2 protein-coding genes are annotated in these 15,198 nt (G+C 47.7%); both read left to right on the top strand.

What is annotated here, in order from left to right; all coding sequences use genetic code 11:
* The first annotated feature begins 119 nt into the window (after nt 1–119).
* On the top strand, nt 120–2,591 hold the full coding sequence (locus AB1S55_RS02995; RefSeq protein WP_370980307.1) for a TonB-dependent receptor: 2,472 nt from the start codon (nt 120–122) through the stop codon (nt 2,589–2,591).
* 280 nt (nt 2,592–2,871) lie between these two features.
* Nucleotides 2,872–15,198, top strand: coding sequence for an Ig-like domain-containing protein (locus AB1S55_RS02990; RefSeq protein ID WP_370980306.1), 12,327 nt, complete (start codon nt 2,872–2,874; stop codon nt 15,196–15,198).

Below are 15,198 nucleotides of genomic sequence, written 5' to 3'. Positions count from 1 at the left end.
AGTCTGTCATAGAGCCGCTTTACCCTAGCGGCTCTTATCTATTTGTGCAGTTACCTATATTCTTACTACCGCACTCAAAAAGATATGTTGTATCATATCTGGGTCTTTTGGGGGATCTTATGAAGTTAATATTGTTTTTATCTGGTTTTTTACTGCTGGCGAGCACGAGCTATGCGGCGGAGTTTCACGGGCAGTTAATTGATGAACAAGGCAAACCGATAGAAGGCGCTAGCCTTAGTATCGTTGGCCAAAAACAACGAGTATACAGTGATAAGCAAGGGCTCTTTCGCTTTGAATCCGATGCCGATGAGCTTGAAGTGCATGTTAATGCTCAAAGCTACAACCACAAAAATGTGTGGTTAAAGCCCGGTGTTGAAGCTCAGCAGGTGCAACTGCAGCGTGCACTGATCGAGCAGTTAGATGTGATTGGCCTGCCTGTGCATGCCAGTACATTGGAGTCGGCTCAGGCTATCTCTGTATTAAGTGGTGATAAGTTAAAAGATCGCTCTCAAGAAGGTCTGGGGGAGGCCTTAAAAGTTGAAGTTGGTGTTCAATCTAATTATTACGGCCCAGTCAGCTCTAGCCCAGTTATTCGTGGCTTAGATGGCCCTCGAGTATTGATTACCGTTAATGGTTTGGATGCGGCTGACATCAGTCGAACCGGAGCGGATCACGCGGTATCTGCAGATTCAGCATCTGCTCAACAGATCGAAGTATTACGCGGGCCTGCCACCTTATTTTATGGCAGTGGTGCGATCGGCGGTGTAGTGAATGTCGTTGATAAGCGTGTGCCTCAGTCTTCGGAAACGGAAGGTCAAATTAATCTTAAATACAGCTCTGTCTCAGAGCAAAAAGAAGCTCAGGCGGCCGTCGCTTCTGGCACTGACAATTGGGCTTGGCGTGCTCAAGGCATGTACAGCGATGGTGAAGACTACCGCTTGCCAAGTTCGCTGGATGAAAGCCACTTAGACGACAGTGCATCACAAAGCTCCAACTTTACTTTGGGCTTAAGTCGCTTATTTGAAAATGGTTACAGTGGTTTGGCTTATGAGCAAGTTGATAAACGCTACGGTGTACCTGGTCATGCCCATGGTGGTGAAGATCATGATGAGCATGAAGAGGAGCACGAAGATGAGCACGAGCACGAAGATGAGCACGAAGACCGTGTTGAGGCGCAGTTAAAGCAGTCACGCTGGCAGTGGCTCACTGAGCTTGAGTTCGACTACGGTGTGTTTAATTCTCTTCAGAGTAAATTGAGCTTTAGCGAGTATGAGCACAAGGAATATCACATTGTTGATGGTGTTGAGGAGCTTGGAACCGAGATTAACAACGATGCTTGGCAGTATCGAGCCGACTTGGGTCATAAGTTAATTGGTGGCTGGCGTGGTGCTGTGAGCTTAGACCTAAAGCAGCAAGAATATAAAAGCCGTGGTGAAGAAAGTTTTAGCCCAGATTCAACGACTCAATCAATGGCTGTGGCAGTACTTGAAGAGTACCACTGGAACGACTGGTTGTGGCAGTTAGGCGCTCGCGCTGAGCATATGGATTTTGATGTCGACGGTGATTTGCCTTCGCAAAGCTTCACGCCTTTAAGCTTTTCAGCTGGTGGTGTATGGGAATTTACCGATGGTTATAACGCCGGTATAGCAATTAGTCATGCTGAGCGTGGCCCTTCTTCAACGGAGCTCTATGCTAACGGGCCTCATATTGGCACCAATAGCTACGAGGTAGGTGCTGCGTATGAGTTGGTTCCTGAAGGTGATCATTGGCATGTTGAATACGTGGGCGATGTGAAAAAAGAGAGCTCAAACAATCTTGAGTTGAGTTTGAAGAAGTTTGAAGGTTCAACGGCTTTTGTATTAAACGCGTATGTTAATCGTATTGATGATTTTTATTATCAGGCGAATACCGGTATCCACTCTAGTGATCTTGAGCACGAAGAGCACGAAGAGCACGAAGAGCACGAAGAGCACGAAGAGCACGAAGAGCACGAAGAGCACGAAGAGCACGAAGAGCACGAAGAGCACGAAGAGCACGAAGAGCACGAAGAGCACGAAGAGCACGAAGAACACGAAGAACACGAAGAACACGAAGAACACGAAGAACACGAAGAACACGGCCATCATGATGATCATGGTGAGCTGCCCGTTTATATTACCCAGCAGGGTGATGTATTGCTGTGGGGCTTTGAGGCTCAAGTCATGCAAGCGTTAACTCGTACCTTAAAGGCTGAGTTATGGGCAGATGCTGTTCGTGGCGAGTTAGTAGATGGTGACTGGTTGCCAAGAATGCCAGCGGATCGTTTGGGTTTGCGTTTCCACTACGATGACAGCGCATGGTCGGGTCAAATTGGTTTTACTCAGCATTTAGAGCAGGATCGTTTGGCTGAATTCGAAACCAGCACCGATGCCTATATGATGATGAATGCAAGCATTGCTTATCGCTGGTACGGTCCTTCAAGTGAGTGGCGAGTATCCTTGGTTGGTGACAACTTAAACGACGTCGAAGGTCGAGTGCACAGTTCTTATATTAAGGATCAAGCGCCACTTCCTGGTCGTGACGTACGTTTATTGTTGGAATATCAGTTCTAATTTTTGTGTGTACTGTGGTGGCCTTTGCGCCACCGCAGTTGCTGTGTAATCACGATCTGATTTTTATTGGGTTTTGATTTAGGCTCTGCCCTTTTTAGCCCCCTGGTTTGGGGGCTTTTTTATGTCCTTTGCCCTGTAAAAGATTAATCCTTCCTCGATTTAGCCCGTCGGCTATAGCATAAATAGCAAGAATTTCCTTACAATGTATGCATCTAATCGGCATAAGCTTGAAGCGGCTTATCGCAATGGCTCTGAAGTATTGGCATAAGGGAAGAGTGGGATGGACTCAACGATATATCTGGTTATAGGTGAAGAGGTTTGGGTTCTAACTGACGATGGTTCTATGAGCCTATTGCCAGCAGGGCAATCAATTCCAGATGGCGCCGTGGTTCTTGGTGAGGCTGATTTAAACCCAGAACAAATTAAAGATATTGAGGCCCGTAAAGCTCAGCAAATAGAGGGGCGTGATAGCCAAGGGCAAGATAGCCTCGCACCTTCCCCCACCAATGTAAGTAGCTTAAAACTCAATAAATCCAGCGCCAATACCCTGCCCAATTCTGGCAGTTTAGCCCAGCAATTTAGTGATATTGATCGTGATAACAGCGAAACCTTGGCTGAAGCAGGCTTCCAAACTCATGGTTTTGATACTGAAAAGTTGGCTCCAGAGCCAGATCAACATGAGCTCATTGGCAAGATAGATCCTAATGCGAGCATCACTGTACAGATCCAAGATGGTGGTGATGAGTGGATTAACCGCTTTGAGATTACTCATGTTGATATCAGCGGTACAACGGTCAAGGCGGGCTTTGACAGAACCGTAGATTTGCTTGTTACCGATAGCCAAGGTCGCAGCCTCGCTTTTACGACCCCTCTATTAGACGACGGCAGCTATTTACTTGAGCAAGCCGATATTAGTCAGCTTGCTGAGGGTCCTATCACGGTCATTGCATCCATTACGGATCCTTATGACAATCGTATCGACTCAGAAGATACAAGTGTGATTGATACTTTGGCCGAAGGTGACAGTGTCGAGGTCGACAATGGTGGTGATCCTTGGGTTGATCTAGTCGAAAGTCGCGCTGCGCCTTTTAGTGGTCATTTCTCAGATGTACAAGCAGGTGCACTTGTTGAACTTGTTGTTACCGATGTCAATGGCGGGCAGCTTAGCTTCGAGACCTTGCTCAATGCTGATGGTACTTGGGCGCTTGCTGCTGATATTTCAACAATGGCTGATGGCGAGATTCAGTTTACGGCATCCACGATTGATCAGGCTGGTAATCCCGCTGAGGTGAGTGGAGAGGCCTTATTGCAAATCTCGCCGCTTATTTTGGTTCAGAGCACCGACAACGACCACATTTACAATGAATATGAAGCGCCTTCACCTTTGTTTAGAGGCTTAAGCCTCAACATTGAAGATGGCCAGAGCGTCACACTGACCGTCACCGATGCCAACGGCACACAAGTTGAGGCAATCGGTATTGTTGAAAGTGGGCGTTGGCAGGTCGATGGCCCCGATATAAGTGGTCTTGTTGACGGCCCTATCACTGTGACGGCTCGAAGCACAAATTTAGAGGGCTTAGAGGCCTCTAACAGTATCGAAGAGGCGATTGATCAGACGGCTGAAATCACGGCTCAGGTGGATGACAACGACGCCATTCTGAACGCCAATGAAGCAACGGCCATGCAGGTAAGTGGTAGTACGGTGGATATTAACGATGGTAATAGCGTTAATATCACCGTGACCGATAGCTTAGGTGTTAGCCTTAATTTCTTCCGTACAGCCGAAGTTGAGAGTGATGCATGGTTGGCCTCGGGCTTAGATGTTTCAAGCTTGGCTGCCGGTGAGCTTACGCTTAGGGTGAGTTCTCGTGATAACCCGGGCAATGATGCCGATGTTGTCACCACGGTTATGTACGATCCGATTGCTGAGATCGACAGTATCGTTGCAAGCGAAGGGCCAGTGTATAACGCCGCGGAAGTAGCAGGCTTTACACTTACCGGTACCACGGTTGATATCGATGCCGGCCAGATTTTGGATATTGTTGTCACTGACGAAAATGGCGACTCGGTTAGTGGTACTGCAACTGTGCAAAATGATGGCACTTGGGCTTTTAGTAGCAGCATAGACAGGCTTGCCGATGGTGAGCTAGAGGTCGATGTCAGTGGTTATGATGCACCCGGTAACTTTGCCGAAAATAGTATCTCACTAACAAAAGATACCCGTGCTGTGATTACGCTTGAGTTTGATGGTGACCAAGATTACAGCGTGTTCGAATACGACGCAGTTAGCCTAAGTGGTTTAGTTTTTGGCGTTGAAGATGGGCAAAGCATCGATCTTATCGTAAGAGATAGTGCAAATCCGGCCAATGAAATCTCAGTGATGGTGTTAGTTGATGGTGGCCGTTGGCAGAGCGAGGCTTTAGATTTACAGGCCGCCGGTTTTATTGATGGCCAGCTCAGTGCTGAAGTGTCTACCGTCGATTTAGCTGGTAATCCAGCTGGTGCCTCCACCACGGCCCAGCTAGATACGCAAGTAACCATAGATATAGCTCCCGATGCCATCAATATCGACGATATTCGATCATTATCGGCTCTTACTATTGGCGGTAGCAGTACCAATAGTGAAGCGGGCACACGTGTCACGTTGAGTTTTAGTGATGGCAGTAATACAGAGCAATTTAGTGGTTTGGTGCAATCCGATGGCTCTTGGTCGGTGGATGTCCAATTAAGTGGTTCTTTGTCGGATGCTGTGGCGTGGCAGCTCGATGCTCAGATTCAAGATGAGGCTGGCAATATTGCCAATGATGCAACACCGAGCTTAGTGCTACCCAGTGCCGTGACGCTATCAGAGCAAATTGTCTTTGATACGAGTGGTACAGATAGCGCGAGTGCCAGTATCAACATTAGCGATGCAGATGAATTTAATTTAAGTGCCAATCAAAGTGCACTCAGTACCTTAACATCCATGGGCTTTGCTCTCACCGTTACGGTTGCCGGCGATGCCCAGAGTCTACAAGTCACACGCAACGATGGCAGTGACACGTTGGTCTTGGATGCGGCTATTAATGGCGGCAATGTCGATCTGCGTTTGTACCAAGGTTTAGATCAAGCTGTGGGTGAAGACAGCCTAGTTGCTCAGCTTTGGTTGGATGCAACTCAAGATGATGCCGATGGCACAAGTGAAACGGTAACAGCCCCAGTTAACATCACGATCACCGACGTTGCCCCCAACTTAGTTGACGATAGTGATGAGATCACCGAAGGTTATAGTGTTAGTGGTAATGTCTTAACAAACGATACAAGCCTAGAAGGCCCGCTGACCCTGGTGAGTATCGAGGCAGAGGGTAATGTGATTACTATCTCGGCAGGTACGCCCGCTGTTTATGACTACGCCGAGGGTCGTTTAACAGTCAATCAAGATGGTAGCTGGCAATTTGATGCCAACCCCGATCTTGATCACAGTGGCGCTTTGCCGCAAGTCGTTGCTTTGTACAATGCGCAAGATCACGACGGCGATGTACGCAGCGCTGATTTGACTATTGATATTCTCGACGCACCGACCATCACCATCGTTAGTGCCGACAATGATCATATCTACAACGAATACGAAGCGCCTTCGGCCAGTTTTAGCGGTGTGACCACCAATATAGAAAACGGTCGTGATGTCGATCTGGTTTGGCGGGATGTCAATGGCGATGAAGTCACGATCACAACAACAGTCTCTAATAATGCTTGGAGTGTAAGCAATATAAATCTCAGTGGCCTAGCTGATGGTCCACTGACTATAGAGGCAACAAGCAGCAATACGCGTGGCATTGTTGCCAATGCTTCTTTAGTTGAAGCTATTGATCAGACCGCTGAAATCACCGCTGTATTTGATGATGCAGACAATATCTTAAATGCGACTGAAGCCTTGGCGGCACTTGCCGAGGGGACAACCGTTGACGTCGATGATAACAGCGCTGTTAGCTTAGTGATTGAAGATAGCCTCGGGGCAACGGTTGAGGTACCTAGTGCGGCTTTGGTCGCGGCTGATCTTTGGTCTGCCTCTGGCTTAAACCTAGCGGGGCTTGAACCAGGCACGCTGACATTAACGGCGACAGTCAGCGATAGCCCAGGTAACGATGCGTCTGTTAGCACCACCATCGAATACGACCCTATTGCCGAAATCGATATCACTGACCCAGCAGCCGGGCCCGTTTATAACGCCGCAGAAGTGGCAGGCTTTACTCTCGACGGTACAACGATCGATATTGATCAGAACCAAGTGCTTGATGTGGTGATCACCGATATTAATGGCGATACCGTAGAGGGTACCGCTACTGTACAAGCGGATGGCACTTGGAATTTCGCCAATAGCATTGCTGGCCTTGCTGACGGTGAGCTCAGTGTGGATGTCAGTGGTTACGATGCTCCGGGTAACTTTGCTGAAGACGACATCAGCCTAACAAAAGATACTCTTGCTGAGATTACGGTTGTTTTTGATGGTGACAAAGATTACAGCGCTAGTGAAGCAACAGCGGTTACTCTTAGTGGTACCGTCACGGGGGTTGAGGTAGGGCAAGAAGTTACGGTGCTTATCAGTGACAGCGATTCACCGGCTAACGAGCTCAGTGTGACAGCGACGGTACAGGCTGGAGGCATTTGGCAGACCGATGCTCAGGATCTTGTGGCGGCCGGATTTATTGATGGTGCCTTAAGCGCCGTGGCCAGTGTCAGCGATCAGGCTGGCAACCCGGCCAGTGCTTCGGATACCGCCGCCCTTGATACCGAGCTTATGATTGATATCGATCCAGACGCGATTGATATTACAGACTTTATTTTACTGCGCCCAACGGTTATCACTGGTACAACAAGTGCTGAAGACGACCAAGAACTGAGTCTTACTATCAGCGATGGTGCAAACTCACATACTTTCACAGCAGATGTAGCTGGCGGTGCTTGGAGTGTCAATGTTGGTGTTTTGAGCGGTTTGAATAGAAGTGTGCCTTGGACCTTAACTGCCTCGGTTAATGATGTGGCTGGCAACGAAGCGACGGATAGTACGCCGACCATAGCCATGCCCGACAGCATACGTCTATTTGAGTTGGGTATTATTCTGCCTGATGTACTAGCGACCGCCACCAGTGATCTTAATATTACTGAAGCCGATGAATACGCTATTAGTAGCGTTCAAGCTGACTTAGAGCTTCTGACTTCTAATGGTCATGCTATTACGGTTATGGTGGCTGCTGATGGTCAAAGCCTAACGGCAACGCGAAGTGGTGATAGCGCGGTTGTTTTTACTGCTGAACTTAATGCTGATGCAAGCCTGACAGTGACTTTGCATGAGGGGGTAGATCAAGCTGCTGGTGAAGATTCTTTAGAGACTAGTATTTGGATCGATGCCACACAAAACGATGCCGATGCCACCAGTGAAACCCTAACCGCACCGGTGAATATCACCATCAGTGATGTACATCCTTTCCTATTCAATGACCGAGCTGAAGTCGACGAAGCCTTAACCGTGACAGGTAATGTGTTTGACAACGATAGCTCGCTTGAAGGTCCGTTGACCCTAACGTCTATTACGGTAAATGGTACGGATATCGCCGTTACTCCCACGACACCTGCTATTCATAGCTTTCCAGAGGGCGAACTTACCGTTAACTACGACGGTACTTGGAGCTTCGTTGCCAATGAGGATCTAGACAACTCCGTTGCTGATCCTGAGGTGCTGATTAGTTATACCGCAGTAGACCCCGATGGTGATATGGATACCGCTGACCTACGGATCACTATCCATGATGGCGCAGGCGGTACACTTGATGACAGTGAGCGTACTTATACTGAACTCGATTTAAGTGAGCTTGATTCCGATATTACTCGTGTGCTTAACGTCACTGCTGGTACAGATGCTTTAGACCCAGGCAGTGTTGAGTTTGATAACACAGACAACGCTTTAATCGATCGTTTGAATGCGATGGGAATAACCAGCGATGGTGAAGCAGTTACTTTTGCTATGGGCACCAGTGATGCCCAAATTATCGCAAGTACTGTTTCGCACACAATCTTCACTGCGACTTTAAGCGCCGTATCTAATGGCCGTGATCTTGATATGAGTGTGCGTGTTCAGGTTGAGCGCCCTCTAGACCACCTAAGTGGTGATGAGATTGTCTTTGATGCTGATGTGCTTGCCCACGATATTGATACAGGTACGCCCACCAATAACGCTGTGTTAGAGCTGCGTTTTGACGATGGCCAAGATCCGAGTATGGACCTAGTGCCGGCGGTAGCTCTAGAAGAAACCGCTTTGGCAGCGAGCCCATCCACTATGTCTAGCGGTACTGTTAACTTAGAGGTTGGCAGTGACCCTATAGCTAGTCTGGCTTTTGTTGAAACGGTTTATCCTTCGTTAAGCAGTGGTGGTGTCGAGCTTGCAACTTATGTCAGTACAGCTGCCGATAGCCAAACCCTGCTGTATTACTTTGTTAATCAAAGTGATCCTAATGATCGTAGTAACAAGGTGCTTGAAGTCACTCTGGACACCAATATCAACGCCGAGCTCGACACAGCAGCTAACTACACCGTTGAGCTATTTCAGGCGGTTGATCAATTAGAAAACGGTGTAAATGATGGCGACATAGAGCTGTTATTACCTGTTGTCGCAACAGATGTGGATGGTGATACAAGCAATATCGACTTAGAAGTCACCATTAATGACGGTGATGCGCCCAATTTAGATGGCGCAAGTCTCGAAGTCACCGAGTTACCTGCTAAAGATGGCAACAGCTTAAGCAATGAGGCAAGAACCGATTTAACTATATCGGCTGCCGAAGATCGCATCGTTGCCATTGGTTACGATCTTGCTACTGGCACAACTGTGCAAGATGCCAATGGTGATGACATCACTAAGAATGGCGGCCAGCTGATATGGCGAGACAACTTTGATGGAACTCTTGATGCCGTTGATAGCAATAATGTCAGTATCTTTACTCTACACCTACCCGACTCATTAGACATTGACCCGGGCACAGGTGGCACGGCCGAACTGCGTTTTGTATTACACAGCGCTATTGATCATAGAAGCAGTGATGCTCTTGTGCTCAACGTACCAGTGCAAGTTACCGACTCCGATGGTACAACAGGTTCGGCAAACGTAGATATCACCATTGATGATGGTCGTGACCCACAAATTGATGTGCTAGATGATGTTGCAGTGGATGAGTTGGTGCTGCAGAGCAATGATCATGACAGCGATAAGGGGTCTGCTTACGGCGATGGCCACAGTGATGACATTCTTGCGGTTGTGCCTACGATGAATACCGCCGTGAGCAGCGGTGGCGAGGCAGTTACTTTAGCGAATTCACCCAATAGCAATGGTTGGTGGATAGCCAGAACTAGCGGTGGTGATGAAGTTTTCCGCCTATTTTTTAATACGACCGATAATGAATATACGGTGCGTTTTAGTCGAGCCATTGATCACGATGATGCTAATGGCCGCAACGATAAAGAGATTGATTTTTCTATTGATATCACCGATGCCGATGGTGATAGCTCCAATTCAGATTTCACACTCACGGTGACCGATGATGTGCCTGTGGCTCAGGCCATTATCCGAGATGTAGATGAAGGTAAAACCGTTAGTGGCAGTTTACTGCCTGGTACTGCCGGTGGTAGTGATGGTGCTGAAATTACCCAAATGAGCTATGAGGGTACGGACTTTAGCCCCAATGGCAGTGGCCAGTTTGTGATTGCTCTCTTTGATGATATGTCTCAGGCATATGGCACCTTAACTGTTGAGCAAGATGGCTCATATGTCTTACAGGCTGGTTCGGCCTTTGAATTAAGTGATGTGCATACTGATGTGATTACTTATGTGACGCGGGATTTTGATGGTGATGTTGAGAGTAGTAATACTTTTACCATCAATGTGCATGATGCCGACGGTAATATTATTCTGCCGGATTTAGACACACAGGAAGATACCCACTTAGATATCAGTGACTTGGTTGTAAATCCAGGAGATTTGGATCAAAACGAAACCGTTACTTCGATTACCTTTGATTTGGCTGCACTGGCTGGAGGCACCTTAACCCTCAATGGTATTGCTTTGGCGGTTGATGGTGATGGCAATCCTTTCTTGAGCCAAGCTCAGTTACGGGTATTACCTGCTGGGGCCAACCCAGGTTCAGTCGAGCCCGATGGTACTTTGTTATACATCCCTGCTTTAAATCAGAGTCAGGCCACGACCAGCCCAGCCCTGGATGTGACTGCGACGATCAGCACCGATATTGGTGATGTCAGTATCAATGAGCTTGGCGCGATTACGGTCGTTTCAGTCGCTGATACCCCTGTGTGGGATGATGGCGCTTCAGTTTACTCTTATGAATTTAAAGAAGACGATGGTGGTGTTGATTTAGATCTTGAAGCGGCACTCTACGATGTTGATGGCTCAGAAAATTTAAGTTTTCGTATTAGTAATATCAGCACAGGACTTGTGCTTACGCACAGTGGCCAAGCAGTCTCAGAGGGTGCAGTACTTAGCGCGGCGCAAGTGGCTCAGTTGCATGCGAGCACTGTCGCCAACTTTGCAGGTACGGCCAGCTTTGACATCAGTGCCATTGCCACAGAAGGGGATAACCACGATACGGCCGAAGACAGTCGTACAGTTAATTTTGATGTTAGCCCAGTGGCTGATGACCCTAGCTTAATTGTGACGCCTAACTATCGCAGTCTGGAAGACGTTGATATTGACCTCAGCCGTTTGGTCAGTGGTTCTCTCTCTGATAACGACGGTTCCGAAACACTTAGCTTTGAATTTATCGTGCCCACAGGGTGGAGTGTTGTTGGTCTTAATGGTGCGATTGTTACAGGTTCAGGTACAAGCTACGAAGCTCAAGCGGCGGATCTTGATGCGGGTAATGTCGTACTGCGGCCCCTCGAAGATATTAGCTCTTATACCAATGGTGGCCCTTTTACCATTACGGTGACCGCCATCTCTCACGAAAGCACTCAAGATGGCGTGGCTCCAGATGCTGGAGATGAAAGCCAGCGCAGTGCCAGTAAAGATATCAAAATTGATGTTAAAGGCGTGATTGATGAGCCGGATATAGGCCCAGGCCCAGACGGCTATTGGTCCTATGACGATGGCAGTATGATCATTAGTAGTGTGGCGGCTTTTGATGAAGATGAGTTGATTAAGCTTAACTTCAGTGTTGCTACACAAGATGATGATGCTTCCGAGCAAATCAACATGCTGCTAACGGGCGTGCCCGAGGGCGCTGAAATTGTAGGAGCCTCTGGTGAGAGCCTCGACCTAGCCATCTTTGGTTTTAATGGTGATGAGCCTATTTACCAAATTAAAGCTTCTGACTTGGCGACCTATCAACTTAGGCCACCAGCCGATTTTAGTGGTCAGATAACGCTTAATTTGAGCCAAGTAAATACTGAGCCAGATGGGGCTTCAGGCACCTTCCCAATGACTTTAGTCATTGATGTTGCGCCTATTGTTGATAGTAATGATGGCCTTAATACCAGCAGTAGCGGAGCAGAAGATATTGCTGTTGTGCTGAATTTAACACCCAGCCTAAGTGATGTGGATGGCAGTGAGGAAGTCACTGAGCTTGTTTTAAATGTTAGCCAGGGCAGCCTGTTATTAGACGGCGTAGATATAGGTAGTGGCTCTATCACGCTCAGTACCCTTGTTGATGGCACAAGCCCAACGGTTGCAGATCTTATTAGCAGTAATCGCTTAACTTGGCAGCCACCTTTAGATGCATCAGGTGATTTTGCTTTACCAGTTACCTGGACCATTACCGATACCAGTGAAACCAATGTCAGTGTTAGTAAAGATGTAACGGGTAATGTAAACGTTAATGTGGATGCTCAGGTCGATCCCGACAATGCACTTGATAATAATACGCGCATTGAAACGACGGGGCCTTTAGTCAGTACCGATGGCAGTGCTATTTCTCTCGATGGCGCTGCTCAGTTTGTTGATGATGATATTGATGGCTCTGAATACGTTTATTCCTTGCAAATAAATATGCCAGAGGCCACGGGTTGGTTCCTTAGTCACCCCAATGGCGCAGTGCATGACGGCCGTGGTAACTGGTTGATTCCGGCCACGGGGCTCACTAGTGACTCGGTGCAAGAGGCAGCAGCCGAATTATTGCAAGGCGCGGAGATTATTAGTGATCATGTTGTTGCCAATGCTGAGGTCTTGGTAAGTATCCGAGTTCTGGATGATAACGATGCCGAAATGCGTACGGCAACGTTAGATATTAGCTTTGATGTGGCTACTGGTGGTACGGCATCAGACCCAGATGACTTACAAGTGAATACGATACCGGGGCAAGAAGGCACTGCCATTAGTCTTGGGGCTTATCTAGATAATGATATTGCCGGTGACGGCAATGATGTGATCAGCTTTCGTATTGATGCTGCCGATATGCCCGAAGGCGGCAGTGTAAGTGGTCCCGATGTTATAGCGCATTATGCCGCCAATGGTACTTCGGTTATTTCTTATGTTTTTACTCAAGCCTCGGTAGATAGCTTGGTCATCAGCAATATCAATGAAGACTTTGCTGGCATTATGGATATACCCATTACCGTGGTAGCTACTGATCCCAGTGGTGCCACCTTTACCGAAGTGCAAAACCTGCACTTTGAAATTGCCCCTGTTGTGGATGACATGAGCAGCCCTGCTGGTTTCAGCAGTAAAGAAGATGAAGTTACACGTTTTGATTTCGATATCAACAGCCTGCTTGGTGACCCAGATGTAGATAGCAGCAGAGGCGTTGAAGAGGTTATTGAGCTGCGTTTTACTATCCCTGCACAGGGCACGATTAATGACCCTGAAGGAGTCTTAACAATTGATGGTGGTGAGTATGTCTTGGGCGATCTTACTAAACTCAATACTTTAAGTTACACCCCGCCGCTTAATCTAAGTGGTGATTTAAGTCTCGCATTTCGGGCCCATATTCGCGACACAACGGTAACGCTACCTGATACTGGGCAGAGTAATGTGGATGAGCAATGGCGTAGCGGCAATATCAACTTTGAGTTAGAACCTGTTACAGATCATGCGATATTAAGCGCCGTAGATATTACCGGTAATGAAGATAGCCAAATTGCGCTAACCGGCTTAGATGCCGAGCTCTATGATACCGATGGCTCGGAATATATGAGCCTACAGATCACCGGCGTGCCACAGGGGGCGGTCATATATTACAACGGCAGCACACAGCTGCCGAATAATGGTGAAGATGGCGGTACGTTTATGGGCCAGCCTACCTACGCCTTTGCTGTGCAAGCCGACCAGCTCGATAATTTAGTGATTGTACCGCCTTTGGATTTCAGTGGTGACTTCGAATTAAGCCTAAGTGCGGTGACGGTTGAGCGTGAAACAAATGAACACCTACTGACAACACAGGGCTTTACCGTACATGTCCTGCCTGTAGCTGATACGCCACAAATGGCGAATGACCTTGATGAGTTAGACGCCAGTGAAGGGGATGTAGTTAATATCGCGATCAATGCAAGTACTACTGAAACAGTGAATGCAAACGAAGTACTGATTTTAACTGTTGAGGTTGTCAGTGCTAGTTCAGACGCAAGTGCCTTGGATGGTCTTAAGGGGATTAAAGTAGGTGATCATAGCGTCGACTTTGTTGTTGATGTAGGCACAGGTAACTTAGTTGCCGTATTTGAAAGTGATAGCGATAGCTTAGCGAGTTTTGACTTGCTCACTGGGCCTACGGCCTTTGGTGACTTGCAAATGAATGTTGCTGTGCAAGCCAAAGATGAAGCTGTTGTTGATGGCAGTTTAGCCACAGATACCAGCGACATTGCGGATGCTCAAGAGGCCATTACGCTTCATTTAAGCCCGCTACCTGATGCTCCTCTATTATCGCAAAGCTACGATCAGCTTGTTATTGATGGTGATTCATCGGCTGGTGAGCACAGCTTGGATTTAAGTGTGCAATTGCAAAATCCTGCACCGGGTGAAGAGGCTTTTGTCAAAATTGAAGGTCTGCCAGATCACGCAAGTTTTGTTGGTCAAAGTCCACAGGGCTCGATCTGGACCATAGCCGCTGCCGACGTGGCTAGCCTTGAGGTAACGGGGCTGCAAGCCAATGATAATTTTGTACTTAGCTTAACCCCTTACTCTGAACTCGATGGTCAGACAGACACTGGTACAGTCGCTAGCTTACAGGTTGTCGTTGGCGCAGCAGGTGATAGCACCATAATGGGCAGTGGTGGAGAAGACCGTTTTGTTTTTGATCTTGTTGGTGCTGGCCCTGCGGGCACGCCGGCAAGTGATCATATTGCCGCGTTTGATGCGTCACGTGATGGCTCAGATATCAGTACCGATAGCATAGATCTCAGTGATTTATTGCAGGGGGTGGCGTCCTCAACCGGAGCGGAACTCGATGTGGTTATGGACTTCAGTGATGACGGTACGGACACCACCTTAGTGATCGATCTAGGTGGTGGTGATGTACAAAATATCGTAATTGAAGGGCAAACGGTAGATGAGCTTTATGGCGGTTCAACCTCTGGCATTGATGACGACGACATCTTACAAAAACTCATCACTGATCAGTTATTGATTACAGTCTAA

Source organism: Agaribacterium sp. ZY112 (assembly GCF_041346925.1).
Lineage (GTDB): Bacteria > Pseudomonadota > Gammaproteobacteria > Pseudomonadales > Cellvibrionaceae > Agaribacterium.
The sequence above is the reverse complement of the archived record's forward strand: the minus strand, read 5'-3'. Positions and strand labels throughout refer to the sequence as shown.